Here is a 22,894-nt window from a genome sequence, read left to right on the forward strand (position 1 = left end):
ACCAAGCAGTTTAACTGTTTGGTGCTTTTTTATATTTAGCGCCCGACTGTTAGTCCTTTATAAACTTCGCTATTCATCCCAACTAATTTGTATAATTTGCATATCTTTGTACTTTGCACCCGTAAATAAAATTTCGTTATCTGAGCTTACTTCAAAAGCGATAGGCCGAAAATCAACGTGAGTATCTTGCACGCTTCCATCTTTTAAATTTAACCTAGCGATTCTTGAAATAGAGTCTGAATAATAGAAATAGTCTTTACTAATTCCATATACATTCGCCTTTCTAGCATTTTTAGGTAATGCCCAGCTTTGCTTATCCGCGAAACGAATCAACTGATCAAGGCTAATTGCGTAGGGGTTACCTTCACTATCTGAAATGAGTTTATTAGCTTTAATGTCTTCTATTACGCGGGTATCACGGGTTAGCAAGTTCAGCTCAACAACTCTATTTTTTGAATCAAGCTGCTCAATATAAATAATACTTTCGTTGTTTTTTGACCAAATATAACTCTCTATTTTACGCCCACTCAACATTTCCAACGGATAGAATTTTTGAGTATTTACGTCATAAAGTGAAAAGCGCTTATTTTTTATTAATAATATACGTTCCTTATTAGGAGATACTTTTAACCCTCTTAACCTATAGGCAGATGAGACGTCATCGTAATTAAAAAAACTAAGTTGCTTAGTTAGTCCATTTTGAGCAATCCATAATTGGCTACTACCAGAACGCTCTGATACAAAAACATGCGCTGGTCCGGCTTTATTTATTACTTCAACAATGCTGTAGTCATCATTATCACTTTTATACAAAGATTCATAAACTGGATTATCGCCAAAGGTATCTGTTGCTTTAATTAATGAAAATGCTTGTGTTTTATTTGCTGAGTAAAACAGGCTATTAGCAGATTGAACTGTAATATAGTAAGGTGAAATTGCAGGGGTAATCGTCTGTGTATGTTTAATTATATTATTTTCATCAAACGTAATGGTTGAAAGGTCTGAATCTTCAAACACAATGACGCCTTTATCATTTGAAAGCCAATCGAACGCGAAACTAATTGTTCTTCTCTTTGCTTTAAATAATCGCTTAGTTTCACGCGAAGTAAAGTCGTAACTAAATACAGAAAATGGTTGGCCTTTTTGGCTCAGTATGTACGCTATTTTATTACCCGAATGAGATAAGCGTGGCATTATTACGCCATACATTACACCTGGCGGAGGAATAACAATCGACTCCTTTTGTAATCCTAAGTCAAATTTATATAAACCTGAGCCATCTTGTTCATTTTTGTACTCGGTATAATATATATACTCACCATTTTGATCTAATTGCGCATAGCCTGTGTACCTGAGATCACATTTTTTTATGCGTTTAGCATCCCCAACAAGTGGAAACTGGCTTAAATTAACCAATACCATTTCGCATTGCTGCTGCTTTAAGTTTGTAGCTTGTAGTAGCACAGCCTGTTGGTTTAGCTGCCACGATAAAATAGATACCTGAAAACCAGGGTATGTAATTTCCACTTCTCGTTGATCAGAAAGACGTTTAACAAATGCACGATTAAAATCCTGTTCAGGTTCAACATTGGTATAAGCTAAATATTGCTTATCTGATGATAGCTCAGGATGAACCTCACTCCCTATATTCCATGTACTCGCCACCTTATTTACCGTGATCTGTTTAACTTCATCTTTAGAAGGAGTGCTAACAAACAGCCACACCAACCATGCAAAAAAACATAAACAGACAATGGCTAATAAAGAATAAAAGATAGGCTTTTTTAAACTACTTTTTTTAAAAGGTTGAGTGGAGGTTGTTTCTGCAGCATCCACATTTTTTGAACTTAAAACAGATGACTCATTCAATACTTGTACGTAGTTGTCAGCGTCATTAGCTTGCGATAAATGCTCTGGAATAACCGTTAGGCTATAGCCTTTTCGGTAGTGCGTTTTTAAAAGAGGTGCTTTTTCAATTGGATGGGCAAGCTGTTTTCTTAGCTCTGAGATAGCTCGGTTAATCGCATTATCGTCTACGAAAGTTTGTTGCCATACACTTTCAATAAGCGCTTGGCGGGAAACGATTTGTTGAGGCTTACTTACAAAGTGCAGTAATAACCTTACTAAGAGTGGATCTAATTCCCTTTCTAAGTTATTTGAAGTAATCACACAGCGATTACTAATAAATTGCCAAGGTCCGATTTGATAATTCATAGTCTTTACATGTTTTTATTTTTATAAACCGTATCACATGTATCCATTATTTTGTATAAAAAGCATTTAAAACCTTATATTAACAATATAAGGTTTAACCCTAACCAATTAAATTAAAAGGATTAATTGACAATAAAAGCTTATCTATTAATTGCTCACAACTAGATAAGCGACACTCAGTAAATTCAGCGATATTCTTTAAACCGTCACCAATAAGCAGCTTACTAAAAAATCATTTGCGATTCTAAATTAGCTGCGATTAAAAATATAAAAGGTTTAATTATGAACAGCACAATGAAAAAAGGTCTATCTACTTTACTATTAGCCACTGCTTTTAATACTACTTTAGCTATTGCAGCTGACACTAATCAACAAAACACTCAAAGGAGTTTTGAGCAATGCATGATTGGTGAAAACCCAATGATAACTAGCTCAAAAAATGTAAAGCAGCAAAAAACAACCAAAATAGACGCTACAGAGTCTTTAAAAAGTAATAGTGATACACAAACGCTACTCTCTTCAATAGATGAAAAAATATCAGCGGAGCTTGACTCTTCAATGGACAAAATAAACTCACAAATAGATAAAAACCTTTCAAAGGTCACATCGTCAATTACCGCTTATTTCAGCAATATTTTATCTAACTAAAAACAATAAATTTAGAAATTACATTAAGGAATCATCATGAAAAATTTTACAAAAAAATTAGTGTCTGCCAGCGTTTTATTTGGGTGTAGCTTGGTAGCAAATACAGCACATGCACAAAGTTCAGTATGGCAAGTAAGCAAAGGGAATGACTCGTTATTTATTGGCGGTACTGTACATATTTTGCCTAAAGCTGAAATGCCATTACCTGTTGAGTTTAATCATGCTTATGAACAAGCCGATACAATTGTTTTTGAAGCGCCATTAACAGACCCAGCTGATACTAATGCTCAAATGCAAATGCTTGGCGCGCTTTCATATACAAATAATGAAACGTTAAGCGAAAAGTTAGAGCCTGAGGTTAAAGCTTCACTTGAAAATAAACTGAGCGAGTTTGGCGCTAACCTCGATAAGTTAGATGGTTTTCGCCCAGCCATGGTGGGTATCGTTTTAATGTCGATGGAACTGCAAAAGCAAAACTTAATGGGTGAAGGTGTTGATGCTTACTATACGAAAAAAGCGACTAAAGACAACAAAACAAAAAACTACTTAGAAACAATGGAGTTTCAGCTAGAGTTATTTAAAACAATGGGTCAAGGTAACGAAAATGACTTTATTAAACGTAACCTAGCAGAGCTAAATAACTATAATGATATATTTAAAGAATTATTAACTGCATGGCGAGAAGGTGATACCGACGCACTAAACAAGGTAGCGGTTGAAAATATGCAGAAAAATGACCCAGAAAGCTACAAGCAGGTACTTAAAGATAGAAATAATAATTGGTTACCAAAAGTAGAGGCAATGTTTAATAACGATAGCAGTGAGTTTGTACTTGTTGGGGCTGGACACCTTGTAGGCCAAGATAGCTTGCTTACATTACTTGAAAATAAAGGCTACAGCGTTTCTTTAGTAAGCATTAATAACGCACAAGACATAACTGTAAAAGGAGCCGAATAATGGATAAAACAGACAAATTAGCAGTATCACTACTGTTTTTATTTGGGTCTATCATGTTGATATGTGCCATATAAAAAATGCCGCTAATAAGCGGCATTTTTTATTTCAATAAACCTATCCGCGTGGAATAAACCCTAACGCATCGTATACCGATTTTAGCGTTTTCTCTGCACGTACGCTTGCTTTTTCAGCACCCGATTTCATTATGTTATCAAGTAAGTTTTGATCTTCACGAATTTCTTTAAAGCGTGCTTGAATTGGTTCAATCATGCTTACTACTGCATCGGCTGTATCTTTTTTAAGATGACCGTACATTTTACCTTCAAACTCTGGCACTAAGTCTTCTATTGAGCGCTTAGTCGCAACGCTTAATAAAGTAAGTAAGTTAGATACACCTGGCTTTTCTGTACGATCAAAGTAAATACGTGCTTGCTCATCTGAATCGGTTACTGCTTTTTTAAGCTTTTTCTCAATCTTTTTAGGCTCATCTAACAACATAATGTAGCCATTTGGATTTTCATCAGACTTAGACATTTTTTTGAGTGGGTCCTGTAGGCTCATTACACGCGCCCCAAACTCAGGAATGTAAGGCTCAGGCAGCTTAAAAACGTCACCGTATAAATTATTAAAGCGCGTCGCTATGTCACGCGTTAGCTCTAAGTGTTGTTTTTGATCTTCGCCTACCGGTACCTGATCAGCTTGATAAAGTAAGATATCAGCTGCTTGTAATACTGGGTACGAAAATAAGCCCACGTTTACATTATTAGCATGCTTTGACGACTTATCTTTAAACTGGGTCATGCGGTTAAGTTCACCCATTTGCGCATAACAATTAAGCACCCACGCTAACTGTGCGTGCTCTGGCACTTGAGACTGAACAAATAACGCTGACTTTTCAGGGTCGATACCACATGCAGCATACAATGCAACGCCATCTAGTACACGAGATCTTAATAATTCAGGCTCTTGGCGAACGGTGATAGCATGCAAGTCAACCAACATAAAGAAACTTTCGTGATCTTCCTGTAACTTTAGCCACTGGTTAATAGCGCCAACATAGTTGCCTATTGTCATACCACCGGTTGGCTGAATGCCGCTTAAAACTACTGGTTTACTCATGATTTTCCTTTATTTACTTAATTATTAATATTTAACGCTGCGTTAGAACAGGTATTATATCTAAGAAGTTATCGCATAGGTACTGTGGATTATAATCAGCAAGGTTTTCACCTTGATTATAACCATAGCCTACTGCTATTACATCAATACTCGCCGCTTTTGCAGCAAGTATATCGCTTTTAGAATCGCCAATCATTATTGCTTTAGCAGGCTCAATATTTAACTTTTTACACGCAAATAATAATGGCTCAGGTGACGGTTTTTTTGCCATATCATCACCACAAATAATCAGCTCAAAATGATTGGTAAGGGCTAGCTTATCGAGTAACTTTTCTGTGAAAATTCGAGACTTATTAGTTATCAATGCTTTTTGCATACCACGTAGAGCAGCAAGTCCTGTTTCAACATGTTGGTATGGCACGCTGTATTGACCTACCTGTTCCTCATAATGCTTATGAAACTGTGCTATGGCTTTATTCGTTAGCGATTCATCTAAATGCTCACTAACTTGCATATCACCACTCAGTGCTCGCTTTACCAGCATGTCTATACCATTACCAACCCAGCTTTCGACTAAGCGTTGGCTTACAATAGGAAATGCTAAATCGCTCAAAGTTAAATTAATCGAAATATAGAGGTCGTATACACTATCGACTAACGTGCCATCTAAATCAAAAAATGCGGCATCATACTGCATTATTTTACACTCTCAAGTTGCTTACGCATTTGATCAATAACCACTTTGTAGTCTGGTTGATTGAAAATAGCTGAGCCTGCTACAAACATATCTGCACCTGCTTGAGCTGCTGCAGCAATATTGTCTACCTTGATACCACCGTCCACTTCAAGTCGAATATTTCGGCCTGACTCAACAATACGCTGCTTTGCCTGCGCTAGTTTTTCAAGTGTGTGAGGAATAAAACTTTGCCCACCAAATCCAGGGTTTACTGACATAAGCAAAATGGTATCTAGCTTATCAATCACATGATCTAAATAACTTAGACTTGTTGCGGGGTTAAATACTAAACCCGCTTTACAGCCCTGATCTTTTATTAACTGAATAGTGCGATCAATATGCTCGCTCGCTTCGGGATGAAACGTGATAATGGATGCCCCCGCCTCAGCAAATTGTGGAATGATACTATCGACAGGCTTAACCATTAAATGCACGTCAATTGGCGCGGTGATACCGTAATCTCTAAGTGCTTTACACACCATCGGCCCAATTGTTAAGTTTGGTACATAGTGATTATCCATTACATCAAAATGAACTACATCTGCGCCGGCGGCTAAAACGTTATCAACATCTTCACCAAGTTTTGCAAAATCAGCTGAAAGAATTGATGGGGCAATTAAGTATTTTTGTTCTGGGCTAAACATAGCAGATTCACCAATGAGTCAAATATTACGGTTAATGTAACTCAATTGATGACGTTACCCAAGCAACTAAGGCGTAAACCTGATGTTTTTAAAGTGGTTAAGTGGCTATTTTTAAATTTAATTAATCGTCTTTATTAGAAACAAGTTTGTTATTTGAACAGTTTTTGTTATGCTTAAAAAAGTAACAAAATATTAGGTTTAAACCATGCGCGCTTTTAAAATTGGGATATTAATTGCATCAGCATTATTAGTGATTGGGGTAGTAAATTTTACGCCAAGTTCAGGGCAAGAATTAAGCTCGGTTAATACTTTTGCTTCGCAAGCAACACACGAAATAGATAGAAGTAAACCCTGTTTACATGTACTTGAAGAAGATTCTTCGTGGTTTTCTTGGATCACAGGCGATAGCCGCAGTGCTCAGTTTCATTACCTAGATTTATTAGAGTTATTAACAAGCTCAGACGACAGCAAGAAAACACCTTCTTTAAAGCCTTTATTCTAAACAATGCGGCACTTTATTAGCGCGTTGCAAAGTGTGCTAGCCGCATTTTTTGGTGTTCAATCAGAACAAAAACGCCGTGCCGATTTTCAAGAACACTCGATCTCATCAATTATTGCTATTGCGGTAATACTTTTTATCGCTTTTGCGCTTTCAATTTACGCTGTGGTTGCTTTAGTGGTAAGTACATAGCCATTAACTCACCGACTTTGTTACGAGTTCCCCCCTTAGGGCTTATCGTTCTCTTAACTTGAATTTGATCAAGAGACGCTTGGCTATATATTTTTCGTGTCCATACAGTATCGTGATTTGAAATAAGCACTGGCGTGTTATTTTCAAACGCAGCTTTCTCTGCCAAGTTAGCTAGATTTGCCTGATCATCTAAATTAAACCCGCCCTTAGCATAAGAAGTAAACGAAGCCGTTTTACTCAAAGGGACATACGGGGGATCGCAGTATATAACCGCGTTATTGGGAACCAATTTAAATACGTCATCGTAGCCTAAGCACGTAAACGTCGCTTGCTGTGCTTTTTCAGCAAAAAAATACATTTCTTTTTCAGGAAAATAAGGCTTTTTATATTTACCAAATGGTACATTAAAAATACCTTTTAAGTTATAACGGCATAGTCCATTGTAACCAAAACGATTCATGTATAAAAACAGCATTGACCGTTCGTATACATCGCGACTTTGATTAAACTGAACTCGGTATTCGTAGTAAGCGTCGGGGTGGTTATTTAAATCAACGAATAGTTTTTTTGCGTCACTAATAAACTCATCGGGTGAATTTCTTAATTCTTTATACAAGTTGATTAAATCAGCATTTATATCGTTAAGAACATAATGCTTAAAATTGCTATTTAAAAAAACTGAACCGGCACCAACAAAAGGTTCAACCAAGGTATCAGCATCCGAACTCGCTTGGTTTAATCGCGCGTTAATATCATCAACGAGACTGTATTTTCCGCCAGCCCATTTAAGGAAGGCTCTACTCTTTTGCTGCATTGGTTCTTTACTTCAATCTGGTGTTGCGCGATTTTACACTAAAGCGATTTATATTACTGATCAACTAGTGCAATTTCTTGTTTTATTTTACTAATTTTTTTATAAAACGGTTTATTTTTTAAGATACTAGCAGGTAAGTTTTTCATACCTTGCTGCGCATCACTTATGCTTGTAAAACTGCCTGTTGTAACCACCCACCATGTTTTACCGTTTCTTTGTGTTTGATAGGTGTACGCTGTTAATTGAAGTGCATACTCTTTTATAAAATCATCTACAACTTTTTTTTGTGTAACTGCAAGCAACTGAATAACTGTATTTGAATCATTTTGCTGGGAATACCACACGCTAGCTTCGTTAATGGGCAGCTGCACTGGTGATTCATCTGCTTCAGTGCTTGTTTGCCTCTCCTCTACAAACTCTTCAACTGGCTCATCATCTATAGGGCTATTTGACTTAGTTGAACTAGTTTCCTGACTTCCAGCACTTAAGCTTTGCATTATTGCAGATATATCGTTTGTACTTTGCAGCTCAACTTTTGGTTGCTCACTCTGCTTGGTGCTTGTTTCTGTTTCGGCTGATATATCAGTCATACTTGCTGTATTGTCTTCAAAAGTAGATGGTGCTGTGACCTGACTCACTGGAATAGCAGTGCTATCAACCTCAATGGTGCCTTGTTCATAATGTTTTTGCCACCAGTCACTCATGTCTGATTTATACAACAAGCCTATAATTAAAAGCATAATGAGCAACATAAGTAACAGTAAATGTACACGCCATGATACTTTATCTTTGACTTTAATATCAGCAATATACTCATCTTGTTGCCAAGCAAGCAATAAACTAGGGTTACCATTAGCTTCAGCTAAAAAAGCTTGGAAAACAGGGTCTTCATCATGAGGGAGCTTTTCAAAATACCACCCCATTAACTGCTTGCTTTCATTAATGGGGAGCCGTTCAAGATGAATTTCAACTGCATGTTCAACTGGCAGTTTTGCAGCTGAGGCAATCATAATATAAAGAGTGATTGGACTATTTTTAGCTAGTAACTCAAGCTCAATCAAAAACTCTTCTGATAAGTGCCTACCACCATCAATAACCCACAAACATGAGCCCGGTTGTTGTTGATTAATTAACTGATAAAAATTTTCAGACAAACTCAAATTATGATCAACTAACGGGTTGTTAAAGCTTTGCTCTAATAGGTCGCTCATTAACTGAGCGTCCGTTAATTTTGCACTTGATTGTACAAATGCCTTATTAAAGTCGTTGTATTTATCGGTAATGAAGGTTTCAAGCAGATAGCTCTTACCTAAGCCTGATGTGCCCAGTAAAACAATGAGGTTTTGGCCATATTCAAATTGCAGTGCGATTCTATCCACCAAAGCCGCACGGCTTGGTAAAATTTGTGACTGCATTTAGTGCTCGATTAATGCTCGGACTTGATCGTCAGATACATCATCTACAAGTGCACATTGACCAAATTGAGTGGGTAAAATAAAACGGATAGTCCCTTTCTTATTTTTTTTATCTTTACGCATATGCAATAAAAATTGCTCGCTCGTCATATCAGCAGGCACTTCAGTTGGCAGGTTATACTGTTTAATAACAGCTATTATACGCTCTACATTTTGCTGCGTTAAGTCACCTCGTGTACTAGCCAACCGAGAAGCTAATACCATACCTGTAGCAACAGCTTCACCGTGAAGCCACTTACCATAGCCCATTTGAGCCTCAATTGCGTGACCGAAAGTATGCCCTAAGTTTAGCAGTGCTCTAAGACCTTGCTCTTTTTCATCTTCAGCAACAATTAACGCTTTAATCTCACAGCACCTGTAAATAATATGCTGTAGGCATGTTTCATTTAGCAGCTGTAAGTTTTCAACATTTTGTTCTAAATAAGCAAATAGCTCGGTATCGTATATTAAACCATACTTGATAACTTCAGCCATTCCTGCCGCAAACTCTCTTTTTGGTAGTGTATGCAAAGACTGAGTATCAATAAAAACAGCTTGTGGCTGATAAAACGCCCCAATCATGTTTTTCCCTAACGGATGGTTCACTGCTGTTTTTCCACCAACAGATGAGTCTACTTGCGATAAAAGTGTTGTCGGTATTTGAATAAACGGCACACCGCGTTGGTAACATGCAGCTACAAATCCTGTTAAATCGCCAACTACGCCGCCACCTAGAGCAATTAAGCAAGTATCGCGACCACAGTTATTTTGCAGTAAAAATGCAGATATTTTCTCAAACCAATCAAGCGACTTGTATTGCTCACCATCAGGTATGATAAAGGAAAGAGGGTTTAATTCAGCTAATGAATCAAGCAAGCCTTGTAAGTATAAAGGTTCAATTGTGTCATTAGTAATGATGATAGGCCGACAATCACCAATATGGTGAATTAGACGGCCATTATCTTGAAGTGCAGATTGCCCAATATAAATAGGATAACTTCGCTCGTCCAAATTAACAGTTAATTTAAGCATGCTCAGCTAATCCTTTATTATTTATTGGTTTTAAAAATCTAGTTTCTCAATGATTTGATTTGCAACAACTTTAGCGCTTTGCTCATCAGTGCGTACAACAAAATCAGCCACTTCTTTATATAACGGTTCGCGTTCTTCTGCTAAGCGCTCTAGTACATCACGAGGTGCTTCTTCGGTTTGCAGTAACGGGCGACGCTTGTCGCGTTGTGTGCGTGCAACTTGCTTTTCAATAGGTGTCTCTAGGTATACAACGATACCACGAGCCGAAAGCTTGTTTCGAACTTCTTTACTCATTACTGAACCACCACCTGTAGCAAGTACAATACCTTGCATTTCAGTTAGGTCGCCAATAACAGATTCTTCACGAAGTCTAAAGCCTTCTTCACCTTCAAGATCGAATACCCAGGCAATATCTGCACCCGTGCGGCGTTCGATTTCTTGATCAGAATCAACAAATTCAAGGTGTAACTGATCGGCAATGTGACGACCAATTGTGCTTTTTCCAGCCCCCATGGGGCCAATTAGAAATATATTACGTTTCTCAGCCATATCTTTTAGTACAAACGAACTCTAAAATTTGAAATAAAACCCCGCCTAACGACCTGGCCCCAAAATTAAGGAGGGGATTATCTCAGTAATTGCAGGGGTATTTCAAGTCAATTAGAATAAAAAGCCACATAACGAGCAATTAAACTAAATAATCACCCGTCGATTAACAAAAAAGTACCTTATTTTAATCTATTTGTATTTTCGGTGTCACAAAAATAAGCAATTCGCGCTTTTCATTAAATTCGCTAGTGCTTTTAAATAACCTACCAACATAAGGAATATCACCTAATACCGGCACTTTATTTGTGGTGTTGATTATTTGTTGTTGGAAAATACCACCGAGTACAATAGTTTGCCCATTTTCTACTAGCACTTGCGTTTGAATTTCTTGCGTATCAATTGATACTGCCTCACCGGTGCCCGTTTGTACAACATCGCCCCGTGTGTCTTGCGTGATAATTAAGTCTAATATTACTTTGTTATCAGGCGTTATATGCGGCGTAACCTCTAGACTCAGTACTGCTTTTTTAAAGCTAACCGTTGTTGCACCGCTAGAAGCTGATTCTGTATAAGGTATTTCAGTACCTTGCTCAATACGCGCTTTTTGCTGGTTAGCAGCAATAATACGCGGGCTTGCAATAATCTCACCCTTATTTTCTTCTTCAAGTGCACTTAACTCTAAATCGATTAGTGTACCGTTGGCGAGCTTTGCTATGTGCAGGCCAATACTTGCCGCTGGATTTGTAATAGGTAGGTTTACATTTAATCTGTCTGTTAAGTCAGGTATTACCCCATTTGAAATTGTTTCAGCACCTTCCAAAGAACCAGATATACCATCACTGCCTTGCTGATCGCTAAACCCCCAACGTACACCTAGGTCCTCAGTTACATTATCACGAACTGTTACCATACGAGATTCAATGACAACCTGTTGAACCGGTATGTCTAAGGTTTCAATCATGCGTCTAATATTTTCTATACTTTTAACAGTATCTTTAACGAGTAGCGTATTAGTACGCTGATCAACCGACACGCTTCCGCGTGGAGTAATGATGCTATTAATATCAGTTTTCAATAAATCTGCAAAGTCTTCAGCTTTGGCATAATTTAAACGCATATATTCGCTGTAAAGCGGCTCTAAATCTTCAACTTGTTGCTTTGCTTTTAAATCTTTAGCTTCACGAGCGGCAAGTTCTTCAGCTGGCGCTACCATCAATATAGAGCCATCCATACGCTTGTCCAACCCTTTGATGCGTAATACTACATCAAGAGCCTGATCCCAAGGCACACCGTCTAGGCGCAGCGTAATATTTCCCGTAACAGAGTCACTCGTTACTAAATTAAAGTCGTTATAACCTGCGATAATTTGTAATGCGGCACGGACCGAAATATCTTGAAAGTTTAAGGTCATTGGTCGACCTTGATATTCTTTACCACCATCTAAATAGGCATTTTGAGTCTCATCTTTTTCAACCGTAAGAGTAAGAATATTGTCTATTTGCTGATACGTGAACGTAAATTCGGCATTTGGTTCAATAACAACGCGGCTACGCCCTTCTTCTTTAAATGTTTCGATGGTACTAACAATGGTACCAAAATCTAAAACATCTAACTCATAGAGTAAATCGTCAAGAATGTCAGTATGGTGAAAATCTGCGTAAATTTTGCCGCCACTCTCGTGAACTTCTATTGCAGCTTGAGTGTCTTGTAAAAATACAAGCACCTTCGCCTCACCTTTTTCACCGCGTCTAAAATCAATAGATTGAATTCGGTTGATGTAGTTTCCACTCACATCACCTGTTAGTAAAGCTTCATCTTCGGTCACTGAACCGGTTAATGGGTTATCTGATACACGTATTGAAACTAGGTTATTATTAACCTCTGTTTCATACATTTTTAATCTGTCTAGGTTAACCGTTACCTTTAAACCTTGCTCAGATAAAACATTAGTGACGCTACTAATACCTGCTTGATTAACTTCAACGTCATTTAACCCTAATTCTAACTCTGCGGTGTCAAAAAACATTTCAATGCGCGCAGGGCTGTTAAACACTTGAATTTGCGGCTCTAGCGTTATCTCTTCGTCGAAAACAAGCTGTAGCTCGGTTTCACCTTTAAGTAATGGATTATAACGTACATCGTAAAGCAATGGTCCTGCCAAAGCATTACTAGCACAAACCAAAGCGGCTGTTGCAAGTAAACTTTTCGCAATGCGATTAAACCAAAGAACATCCTTATGCATGTTATTTTTACCTTTTTTATTATTAATTTGCGCCATCAGTTGCCGCCTCTAACATTTCCAGTTTAGTCAGGCGCTCTTTCCAACAACCAGACCCATCAGGGATTAATTCAACTAACTCTATGAAATCATTACTCACAGCTTTTACCTTGCCATCGTAACTACCCAAATAATTACCAATCGTTACACGGTGTAACGTTTCATCTGCCGCGGTTATAAGTGCCCAAACTTGACCACTTGAGCCAATTGTACCTTTCATTGCCAGATTATCTAACGGGTATTTTTCTAGTGGCTCACGGCGTCTGTCTGGATCTGGGTGTAAACAGTTTTTTATTTGTGTCAGTTTGTTCTGAATTATTTCAGGTTGGGGTGCCACAAATGGGCTTCTCAAATTACCTGCACTATATTCAAAAATTTCAAATTGAGTAAGTTCAGGAATTGACTCAACTTTAGGCGTAGTGCTTGCTTTTACCTGATCAATAAACTCTTTTTGTTCCGATGTATCATCGTTACAACCTACTAACGCAACAACAGCCAAAACCGGGATTAAATGAAGAAGCCTCATTTTTTAGCTCCTTCTTCATAGCGGTAAGTTTTTGCTACAACGCTAAATGTTAGCTGTTTTTCACCAGAAGACGTAATAGAAAAGTCATGTAAACTAACTATTCGTGGCAACTGAGCCACTTTTCCAACAAATTCACCAAATTCGTGATACGTGCCTACGACTTCGATTTTAATGGGCAGTTCGGTATAAAATTCTTTTTGAACCTCAGGTAACCAACCAATTTTTAAAAAGGTGAGCCCACTTGTTGTGCCAACATACGATAAATCATCAAGTAAGCCCGGTATTTCATTTGAAGTAGGTAGACGTTTAAGCAATTGAGAAAACTTATCTTCCATTTCTATCATTTGCTGACGATAAATATCCAACTTACTTGCCACTGCATACTTTGTTCGGTATGTACTTCTTAAATCAACCTCTTTGGAAACTGCATTGTGGTAACTGTCAATTTCGTCAGAAACCAATAAGCTATAACTAAAAAACAAAATAAGGCCAGCCACAAATGCACAACAAATCACTTTTACAGCCGCAGGCCAATCACCAATGTTATCTAATTCAATTTCATTCCAATCTATTTCGCCAAGCGCTTTAAAATCAAGGTTCATCACGCACCTCACCAATCTCATCAAATGGTTTTACGTAAAACTCCATACTAAAGTCACTGAGTAAACGCGAAGACTGATCGCCTGCAACAATATCTTGCATTGTTAAGCGCTCTAATAAATAAGAACCTTGTACTTGACGTATCATAGTGGATAAACGGTTATTTGATTCACTGCGCCCAAGCACATAAATTTGGCTACCTCTGCGCTCAAGCTTTGTTAAATAAATACCTTGAGGCACTATCTTTGTTACTTCATCCATAATTTGCGTGCCAAGGTTACGACTACTTTGCAGCTCTTCGATTAATCGCATACGTTGCTGTAGGTTTTCTTTTCGTTTGTCTAGTTCTCTGATATCACTTATCTTTCGATCAAGCATACTGATTTCTGAACTTAAATAATTATTTTTTAGGTTTTGCCCATCTTTTAAGGCGCCATAAAACATGCTTAACAAGTACATACTTAAAAAACACGCCAGCACAATTCCAATCAATATGGTTACAAATTTCTTTTTAGATTCTTCGCGTTGTCGCTCTCGCCAAGGCAGTAGATTTATATGTGGCATGATGAAAAACTCCTTAATGCCAAACCTGTCGCAATCGTAAACTGTGTTCTATGGCGTTGCATTACATTACGATCTACTTTGGGCGAAATTTCCATATTTGCAAATGGCTCTGCAACGACACTATGGATACCCAGTTCCTCTATTAACAAGCGATCTATTCCTTTGATCATAGATGTGCCGCCTGTCAGTACAATATAATCGATTTGCTCTTTACCACTGGTGGTTAAGAACATTTGTACCGCTCTACGTACTTGTTGTAATAACGCTGTTTGAAACGGCGCCAACACCTCAAAAGTATAATTAGGGGGCAAGTCGCCAGATGTTTTACCTATTTCAGCCTCATCAAACCCTTTGTTGTAGTAGTTAACAATACTGTTTGTATATTGATCGCCACCGAAAACCTGGTCACGGGTATAAATAGTTTCACCGGCTTGCACAACACTCACAAGCATTAATACAGCCCCTATATCAACTACCGCCACACATTTGTTGAAGGCATCACTTGGCAGCTGTTGGTAATAAACATCCATAGCACGACTAAGTGCATAACTTTCTACGTCTACAATTTTGGTATCTAGGTTTGCATCTTCTAGTGCGCCAACACGCGCTTCTACACTTTCTGTTCGCGCAGCAGAAAGTAACACGTTCATTTTGCTCGGATCAGCTTCATTGGTTGAAAGTTTTTCGAAGTCTAGGCTCACTTCGTCAAGTGGGTAAGGTATTAAACTGTCGGCCTCAATTTCAATTTGAGACTCAAGCTCTGCATCGCTTAACGACACATCCATAAAAATCACTTTAGTTATAACCGTTTGCCCCGATACGGCCACAGCTGCATTTTTTAGTGATTTTGGTAATTTTCTTTTTAATTTTGTTATTACATTACCAATCGCTTCAATATCTTGAATCGTTCGTTCACTCATGGCGCCTTTAGGCATTGGCTCAATTGCTAGCGCTTCTAATCGAAATCCAGTTTCAATTTCTCTCAGAAGCACCGCTTTAATCGAGTGCGATCCGATATCAATTCCTACCATCATCGGTGACGGCTTTTGAAATAGTTGACTTAGCATGTTTGCAACTTGGCCTTTGTTTTAATAATAAACAAGTTATAATTTTTTTCTGAAAAAATATTATTCATTTTTTAATCAATATATACTATCAGTCCAAACTCGCAATTGGGAGTCCATTTAGGGAAATATAAGTGATTTTATTAAAACGAACTTTACAATTTTTTATCATTTGTACGTTAATCGGTCTGATAACTTTGGTCAGTCTTTATTACTACGTTAAACCTGATATCCCCAGTGTGCAAGTTTTAAAAGACGTGCAATTACAAACTCCTATGCAAGTATTCACTAAAGATGGCCTCTTAATCAATCAATTTGGTGAAAAACGTCGTATTCCGGTTACTATTAACGAAATCCCACAACCACTCATTGATGCATTTTTAGCAACTGAAGATAATCGCTTTTATGATCATATAGGTATAGACCCTATTGGTATAGTTCGCTCTGCAATTGTGCTTATTTCTACCGGCGAAAAAAAGCAAGGGGCAAGTACCATTACTATGCAGCTTGCGCGTAATTTTTTCTTAACCCGAGAAAAGGCGTATATTCGTAAAATAAAAGAGATATTCATTGCACTGCATATTGAAAATGTTCTTACCAAAGACGAAATATTAGAACTTTATCTCAATAAAATAGAGCTAGGTAACCGTGCCTTTGGTATTGGGGCTGCAGCTCAAGTTTATTACGGAAAAGAGTTAAAAGACTTAACGCTTGCTCAAATGGCCATGATTGCAGGCTTGCCTAAAGCTCCTTCAGCTTTAAACCCAATTCGCAACCCCATCCGTGCAAAAGCACGCCGTAATGTTGTACTGGGTCGCCTATTAACTGAAAACTACATAACTCAAGAAGTATATGATGATGCAACAAGCCAACCTATTACTGCGTATTTTCATGGCGCCGAAATAGATTTATACGCGCCGTATATTTCTGAGATGGTGCGTGCAGAAATGGTTGCACGCTACGGAATAGACAAAGCATACAACTCAGGCTTTAAAATATTCACCTCTGTTGAGTCTAAAGTACAAAAAGCGGCGCAAACCGCGTTAGTTAATAATCTTCATGACTACGATATGCGTCATGGTTTTAGAGGACCCAACGCTATTTTATGGGACCCTGAGCAGCAACCAGCTCTTAGCGAAGAAAAAATACTGACCAAACTTAATGAAGCTAAAGAAATAGGTACATTAAAAGCGGCGGCTGTTTTAAATGTGGATGAACTCAATGCCACGGTAATGCTTAAAAATGCAGAGCAAATAACCCTATCGTGGGACAATTTAAAATGGGCACGTAAATACATAACGCGTTACCGACAAGGCTTTGCTCCAACAACCGCTACTGAAATATTAACCCCAGGAATGCAAATTTGGGTGCGTAAAAACAGCAAAAACGAGTATGAACTAAGCCAACTACCTGAAGCTTCAAGTGCGATTGTTTCACTTGACCCGCAAGATGGCCGTATAAAAGCCATTGTTGGTGGCTATAGCTTTGAGCAAAGCCAATACAACCGAGCTATTCAAGCAAAACGCCAAGTGGGATCAAACATAAAGCCGTTTATTTATTCTGCCGCGCTTGAAAACGGCTATACGCTCGCCTCTATTTTAAATGATGCGCCAATTAATCAGTGGGATAAAAGCCAAGGTGTAGCATGGCGGCCTAAAAATAGTCCGGCTGTTTACAATGGCCCGATCAGAATTCGCCGCGCATTAGCGCAATCTAAAAACGTAATTTCAGTTCGTTTGCTCAGAGGTGTTGGTTTACAACGAACAGCAGATCACTTATTAAAATTTGGCTTTAAAAATTCAGACATAAACCGTAGTGAATCATTGGCACTGGGTAGTGCTTCAATTACCCCTATTGAACTTGCGCGTGGTATGAGCGCATTTGCCAATGGCGGGCATTTAATTGAGCCGTACTTTATCGCTGAAATTCAAGACGCGTTTGGCAATAGCTTATTTAAAGCTAACCCGACAAAAGTATGTGAAGACAACTCTGCGGAATCGCTAACGCCAGTAATAAACTCCGAATTATTTCAGTCACAAAACTCTGACATGCCAGAGATAAAATGTGCGCCACAGGTCATATCCAAACAAAATGCATTTTTAATAGCTCAAGCAATGCATAGCGCTGTTTGGGGTGGTGGTAACTGGTCACGTAAAACGGGTTGGTCAGGAACAGGTTGGCGCGCTCAAGCATTAGGCCGTCGTGATCTATCAGGAAAAACAGGTACAACTAATGATTCTGTAGATACATGGTTTAGTGGCTTTAACCGAAATGTGATGACTTCAGTTTGGGTTGGGTTTGATAACCCAGGCAACCCATTGGGCCGGACTTCTTACAATAACAACCTTGATAGCAGTCAAATATCAGGGGCTGAATCTGGCGCTAAAACAGCACAACCTGCTTGGGTTGAGTTTATGAAAGTCGCGCTTGAAGGTAAACCTGAGGCCCCCATCGAGCCGCCTGAAGGCTTAGTGTCTATTAGGATTGATTTAGAAACCGGTTTATTGAGTCACAAAAACGATTACACCAGTCGCTTTGAGTATTTTGACAAAGGAACCGCACCTACTAAATATGTGCTATCTCAGCCTAACGATATATTTGAAGAAGATACAAAAACAGAAGAAGAGCTATTTTAAAGCATTTATAAACAAAAAACGGCGGCTTAATTTAAGCCGCCGTTTTTATATCAATATACAAGCTTATTTCAAGTTTTGCACAAGCCAATATAAATCTGAATGAACACCCGCCGCAGTTACCTCACTACCCGCCCCTGGGCCTTGAATAACTAATGCATTGTCGCTGTACCATTTACTGTTTATCACAAAAATATTATCGCCAGGTGTTAAGTTTGCTAGCGCATCACCGTTTGGCACGTATGCAATGCCTACTTTTGCAACGACTTTATCGCATGCAATTTCTAACAACCCTGTGTATCTAAGCACTGCATTTTTAGCTTGCGCTGCTGCAGCGTGTTCTTCAATAAACGTATCAAGCTTCGTTTTTTTATCTATAAAATCGTCCCAGCTACCCCGAGCAAGTTCAACTGGCATAAGTGCCGAGAGACTTATATCGCCAAGCTCAAGCTCTACACCTAGCTCTCGGGCTAAAATAAGTAGCTTACGCTGCATATCACGCCCAGATAAGTCTTCACGTGGATCTGGCTCTGTAAAACCCATTTTTTGCGCTTCAAGCACCAACTCTGAAAACGCAACACTGCCATCATATTTACTGCATAACCACGATAGCGTGCCAGAAAACACACCTTCTATTCGCGTGATTTTATCGCCACTATTTTGTAAATCAGCCAAAGCAAAGTTTATAGGTAAGCCTGCCCCTACACTTGTGTTATAACGCCAGTGTAGGTTGCGCTCTGCTAAATTATTTCTAAGGGTTTGATACCAACGTGTAGGTGCTGTGCCGGCATATTTATTTGCACTAATTAAATGGCAATCGCTTTGCACAAAGTCAGCATAAAGCTGGCTAAATTGCTCACTAGCAGTAATATCAATGACTACTTTATGCTCGTAATCAAGCTCGTTAATTGAATTTAATAAATCACTACTTTGGTATTTTTTGGCCTCAAGCTGCCATTGTTTTTGCCATGTTTGAGGGTTAACTCCACTTGGATTAAACAGCATCTCTTGAGAGCGAACCAAAGCAACTAATTTAATACTAAAGTCACCGCTTAGGCGCTCAAATTGATCCGCCAGTTGGTGTATAAACACTTCACCTACATTACCTAACCCTGCAACTATAATCGCAATTTCTTGACCTTTGTTGACTAGCTTATCGTGCAATGTGCTTTGCACATCGCTATCAATAAATTGATCAGTTAGTAATAAAACATAACCATTATCTTGATGCACAAAACGCGGTTTTATAGTTTGCTCAGCTAATACTTCTAAAGCTTGCAGTTTAAGTGTGCTGATGTCTTGCTCTGGGGCAACAACTGCACAGCCGTTTAAATTCGACTCACTAATATTAGCTCTACCAGCAAAGTAATTAATAACTTGGTATGTTTGTGCAGCCGGTACGACTAAATACACTTCGCCATTATGGTTAAAGTGATGAAGACTATGCTGAATAAGCTGGCTAACATTTGCAACCTCACCTTCACTCAAGCCTTCTACTGTTAATAAATCAACACTTTGTAGCGTCGTAATAAAACGCTTTTTCTTAGCTAGACCTTCTTTAACAATATGAGTTGGACTTGCTTGAACATCAAAACTACTGCGTACAGCTAGCTTTATATTGGTATTTTTTAAAGGCGATAACGTTTTAGCATGCAGAACGGGGTTACCTAATCGCGCTAGTAAATTGGCCTGAGTGCGGCACACTTTAGCGTACTTAATTGCCTTTTTTACTTTACGCGGATCGGTACTAAATACACCTTGCGTGTCAGTCCAAATACATACTTGCTTAGCATCACAATAGCTGGCAAGTAGTGTTGCGCTGTAATCGCTACCATTACGCCCAAGCGTTACGGTATCGCCAAATGTATTTGCCGCTATAAACCCGGTTACTATATTCACTTTATTGGCATCAATAACACTGTTACATTGCAGCTTATTTTGAGCATGGCGTAATTCGCCATCATTTAAGGTAAAAAGTAGGCGAGCATCGTGTGCGCAGGCATGTACGTTTAACTGTTGTAAATATGCAGCTAATAATCGCGCAGACCATACCTCACCATGAGCAAGTAACTGCGCTTCTTTGAGTTGCTCACTTTGCGCTAAGCTTGCAATTATATTTAGCTCTTCGAGTAATGTTTTAAGTGCGCTGCGCTTTAAATCAGCTTGTAATAATTGCTCAATTAAATCGCTTTGATGGTTATTTAACTGCAGTAAAATATCAGCGACAGCTTGTGTGTCTTGCTGCTGATAACTTTGCCACAACGACACAAGGGTATCCGTGGTTTTACCGGCAGCAGATACCACAACACAGTCACCCGGTTGTGAGTGGCCAATAATTATTTTAGCTACGCTTTGATAGCGCTCACTAGAGCTTAAACTTGAACCACCAAATTTATGTACACAATTGACCATATTTATACCAATTCGCTTAATTAGATTGTCTATTTTGAGGATAAGAAAACCGTGTCGATAACAAGGCAAAAATTTCGTTATTTATTTGTTCTATATGAAAAATTTTTAACGAAGTTAGCGCCGGTTAATCCCTCAAATTGATTAGGTATTATTGCGGATTGGTATTACTTACCAAAGCGCTGGACGGGCTGCACTTAATTTCACATTGCCTTCAGGCGAGCCAGCCCCTTTACCAACACGGCCAATGTTTTTATTTTGCCCAGGCTTTACAAGCTGAAACACGCGCTCTAAATCAGCTAATAAGTCGTTTATATCTTCTATACCGACTGAAACTCGAATAAGCGTGTCGCCAACCCCTGCTTCAAGCCGTGCTTTAGGTTCCATTCCAGCGTGTGTCATCGTTGCAGGATGGCATATTAAGCTCTCAACTCCGCCCAAAGACTCTGCCAAGCTGAAATCACGTAAGCTTGTTAAAAACGCCGCAGCATCGTTTATGTCGCCTTTAATATCAAAACTCACCATGCCACCAAAGCCCAGTTGCTGAGCTTTAGCTAATTCATGCTGTGGGTGCGATTCAAGGCCTGGGTAATACACTTGACGAACAAATTCAGACTCATCTAAATATTTAGCAATCGATAATGCGTTTTCTTGATGCTGCTTTAAACGCACATTGAGTGTTCGCAAGCCACGCAATGTTAAATAACTATCAAATGGCGCACCTGTAATACCTATATTATTTGCCCACCATGCCAATTCATCGCCCAGCGCTTGTGAAGCTGCAATCACCGCACCGCCTACTACATCTGAATGGCCGTTGATGTATTTGGTGGTCGAGTGCACCACTATATCAACACCAAATTTAATGGGGTTTTGTAATGCCGGTGATAAAAATGTGTTATCAGCAGCAACTAAAGCACCGCACTGCTTAGCAATATCGGTTATTGCTTTAATATCAGTTAAGCGTAGTAATGGGTTACTGGGTGTTTCTATCCAAATTAGCTTAGGTTTAATTGCTAAAATTTTGTCCAAGCTTTGTGCTTGAGTTAAATCTAAGACTTCCAGCTTAAGCAAACCGCGCTTTTGCAGTGAAGTAAATAAACGATAGCTGCCGCCGTAACAATCATGAGGGATCACCAACGTATCATCATGATTCAAAATTTGCGTAGCCAAATGAACGGCAGACATGCCCGTAGCAGTAATAATGCCCCTTGCTCCGCCCTCTAGTTCGGCTAACGTTTCAGCTAAAATATCACGATTAGGGTTACCACTTCGTCCGTAATCATATTGGCGTTTTGTATCAAAGTCGGCAAACGAATAAGTTGTCGATAAATAAATAGGTGCGACAACTGCGCCATGATGTTTGTCGGCTTCAACACCACTTCTCACTGCAATGGTTGCTTTATTTTTTTCGCTCATATTCGTCACCTGCTCAATTTGGATGTTTAGACGTCTAAAAGAGTAATTTATCTCATTAAAGATGTCAAAACATTTAAAGCTCTAGATGGCTAAATAACTAGTATTTGACTATCTTTTTTAAATCGATAGAATTTCACGCATATTCATATGCATTGTAGCGCATGTGAGCAATTATTAATCTGAGGCGACGATACATCTTATGGCTAAATGGAATGGTGAGTATATTCACCCATACGCAGAACACGGGAAAAAATCAGAACAAGTAAAAAAAATTACCGTTTCGATCCCACTAAATGTATTAAAGGTATTAACGGACGAGCGCACGCGTCGTCAAATTAATAACCTACGTCATGCAACAAACAGTGAACTACTTTGTGAAGCGTTTTTACATGCATTTACCGGCCAACCTTTGCCTAACGATGACGACTTACGTAAGGATAACGCCGAAAAAGTCCCTGAAGAAGTGAAAAAAATAATGCAAGAAATGGGGCTAGAAGTGCCTGTGTTAAACGAAGACTAAACGTAATTTTAGACACAAAAAAA

The 22,894-nt window shown here is 38.7% G+C and carries 21 protein-coding genes; 6 read left to right on the top strand and 15 right to left on the bottom strand.

Annotation, left to right across the window (positions count from 1 at the left end):
- Positions 1-69: 69 nt before the first annotated feature.
- Positions 70-2,214: a winged helix family transcriptional regulator gene (locus CWB62_RS09695; RefSeq protein ID WP_138529505.1), complete on the bottom strand. Its 2,145-nt coding sequence runs from the start codon at positions 2,212-2,214 to the stop codon at positions 70-72.
- Between the two features lie 282 nt (positions 2,215-2,496).
- On the opposite strand from CWB62_RS09695, the gene CWB62_RS09705 reads away from it, so the two are divergent.
- Both CWB62_RS09705 and CWB62_RS09710 read left to right on the top strand, forming a co-directional pair.
- Positions 2,497-2,862 (top strand): hypothetical protein, encoded by a 366-nt coding sequence (locus CWB62_RS09705; RefSeq protein WP_039036268.1) that lies wholly within the window; start codon positions 2,497-2,499, stop codon positions 2,860-2,862.
- 36 nt (positions 2,863-2,898) lie between these two features.
- Positions 2,899-3,819, top strand: a complete 921-nt coding sequence (locus tag CWB62_RS09710; RefSeq protein WP_138529507.1) for a TraB/GumN family protein — start codon at positions 2,899-2,901, stop codon at positions 3,817-3,819.
- Between the two features lie 114 nt (positions 3,820-3,933).
- Here the strand turns inward: CWB62_RS09710 and trpS are convergent, their stop codons facing one another.
- The 3 genes from trpS to rpe are packed head-to-tail and all read right to left on the bottom strand — an operon-like array spanning position 3,934 to position 6,318.
- On the bottom strand, positions 3,934-4,938 hold the full coding sequence (trpS, locus tag CWB62_RS09715; protein WP_006793110.1) for a tryptophan--tRNA ligase: 1,005 nt from the start codon (positions 4,936-4,938) through the stop codon (positions 3,934-3,936).
- A gap of 31 nt (positions 4,939-4,969) precedes the next feature.
- Entirely contained in the window at positions 4,970-5,635 is a 666-nt protein-coding gene (locus CWB62_RS09720; protein WP_138529509.1) for a phosphoglycolate phosphatase, read from the bottom strand.
- The gene (gene rpe, locus CWB62_RS09725) at positions 5,635-6,318 is read right to left on the bottom strand and encodes a ribulose-phosphate 3-epimerase (protein ID WP_138529511.1); all 684 of its coding nucleotides are present in this window, start codon (positions 6,316-6,318) and stop codon (positions 5,635-5,637) included. Before rpe ends, CWB62_RS09720 begins: the two co-directional genes overlap by 1 nt.
- Before the next feature lie 205 nt (positions 6,319-6,523).
- Here rpe and CWB62_RS09730 point away from each other — a divergent pair, with 205 nt between their 5' ends.
- Entirely contained in the window at positions 6,524-6,820 is a 297-nt protein-coding gene (locus CWB62_RS09730) for a hypothetical protein (RefSeq protein ID WP_138529513.1), read from the top strand.
- 3 nt (positions 6,821-6,823) lie between these two features.
- Complete coding sequence (locus tag CWB62_RS09735) at positions 6,824-7,009, top strand: DUF2970 domain-containing protein (RefSeq protein WP_058403846.1); 186 nt, start codon at positions 6,824-6,826, stop codon at positions 7,007-7,009.
- Here the strand turns inward: CWB62_RS09735 and CWB62_RS09740 are convergent.
- The 9 genes from CWB62_RS09740 to CWB62_RS09780 form a co-directional block, all read right to left on the bottom strand.
- Positions 6,954-7,823 carry a Dam family site-specific DNA-(adenine-N6)-methyltransferase gene (locus tag CWB62_RS09740; protein ID WP_058403847.1) on the bottom strand — a complete coding sequence of 290 codons (870 nt, stop codon included), beginning with the start codon at positions 7,821-7,823 and terminating at the stop codon, positions 6,954-6,956. The genes CWB62_RS09735 and CWB62_RS09740 overlap by 56 nt on opposite strands.
- Positions 7,824-7,876: 53 nt before the next feature.
- Positions 7,877-9,238 (bottom strand): SPOR domain-containing protein, encoded by a 1,362-nt coding sequence (locus tag CWB62_RS09745; RefSeq protein ID WP_138529515.1) that lies wholly within the window; start codon positions 9,236-9,238, stop codon positions 7,877-7,879.
- Positions 9,239-10,309: a 3-dehydroquinate synthase gene (gene aroB, locus CWB62_RS09750; protein WP_058403849.1), complete on the bottom strand. Its 1,071-nt coding sequence runs from the start codon at positions 10,307-10,309 to the stop codon at positions 9,239-9,241. It abuts the gene before it with no gap.
- A gap of 30 nt (positions 10,310-10,339) precedes the next feature.
- Positions 10,340-10,858 carry a shikimate kinase AroK gene (gene aroK, locus CWB62_RS09755; protein ID WP_006793103.1) on the bottom strand — a complete coding sequence of 173 codons (519 nt, stop codon included), beginning with the start codon at positions 10,856-10,858 and terminating at the stop codon, positions 10,340-10,342.
- Between the two features lie 184 nt (positions 10,859-11,042).
- Complete coding sequence (locus CWB62_RS09760; protein WP_138529517.1) at positions 11,043-13,136, bottom strand: type IV pilus secretin PilQ; 2,094 nt, start codon at positions 13,134-13,136, stop codon at positions 11,043-11,045.
- Positions 13,123-13,662, bottom strand: coding sequence for a pilus assembly protein PilP (locus CWB62_RS09765; protein ID WP_138529519.1), 540 nt, complete (start codon positions 13,660-13,662; stop codon positions 13,123-13,125). Before CWB62_RS09765 ends, CWB62_RS09760 begins: the two co-directional genes overlap by 14 nt.
- Entirely contained in the window at positions 13,659-14,264 is a 606-nt protein-coding gene (locus tag CWB62_RS09770) for a type IV pilus inner membrane component PilO (RefSeq protein ID WP_058403852.1), read from the bottom strand. Before CWB62_RS09770 ends, CWB62_RS09765 begins: the two co-directional genes overlap by 4 nt.
- Positions 14,254-14,826, bottom strand: a complete 573-nt coding sequence (locus CWB62_RS09775; protein ID WP_138529521.1) for a PilN domain-containing protein — start codon at positions 14,824-14,826, stop codon at positions 14,254-14,256. The genes CWB62_RS09770 and CWB62_RS09775 overlap by 11 nt, the downstream gene beginning before the upstream one ends.
- Positions 14,814-15,893: a pilus assembly protein PilM gene (locus tag CWB62_RS09780; protein ID WP_138529523.1), complete on the bottom strand. Its 1,080-nt coding sequence runs from the start codon at positions 15,891-15,893 to the stop codon at positions 14,814-14,816. Before CWB62_RS09780 ends, CWB62_RS09775 begins: the two co-directional genes overlap by 13 nt.
- Before the next feature lie 131 nt (positions 15,894-16,024).
- Here CWB62_RS09780 and CWB62_RS09785 point away from each other — a divergent pair, with 131 nt between their 5' ends.
- A complete protein-coding gene (locus tag CWB62_RS09785) occupies positions 16,025-18,526 on the top strand; it encodes a penicillin-binding protein 1A (protein WP_138529525.1) in 2,502 nt (833 codons plus the stop codon).
- Between the two features lie 63 nt (positions 18,527-18,589).
- Here the strand turns inward: CWB62_RS09785 and metL are convergent, their stop codons facing one another.
- Together metL and metB are read right to left on the bottom strand one after the other, a co-directional pair.
- Positions 18,590-20,935 (bottom strand): bifunctional aspartate kinase/homoserine dehydrogenase II, encoded by a 2,346-nt coding sequence (gene metL, locus CWB62_RS09790; RefSeq protein WP_138529528.1) that lies wholly within the window; start codon positions 20,933-20,935, stop codon positions 18,590-18,592.
- A gap of 168 nt (positions 20,936-21,103) precedes the next feature.
- Positions 21,104-22,351, bottom strand: a complete 1,248-nt coding sequence (gene metB, locus CWB62_RS09795; RefSeq protein WP_058403856.1) for a cystathionine gamma-synthase — start codon at positions 22,349-22,351, stop codon at positions 21,104-21,106.
- Between the two features lie 199 nt (positions 22,352-22,550).
- Here metB and metJ point away from each other — a divergent pair, with 199 nt between their 5' ends.
- Positions 22,551-22,871, top strand: a complete 321-nt coding sequence (metJ, locus tag CWB62_RS09800) for a met regulon transcriptional regulator MetJ (protein WP_006793094.1) — start codon at positions 22,551-22,553, stop codon at positions 22,869-22,871.
- The last annotated feature ends 23 nt before the right edge of the window (positions 22,872-22,894 follow it).

The sequence above is a fragment of the Pseudoalteromonas sp. S408 genome, assembly GCF_005886645.1.
GTDB lineage: Bacteria > Pseudomonadota > Gammaproteobacteria > Enterobacterales > Alteromonadaceae > Pseudoalteromonas.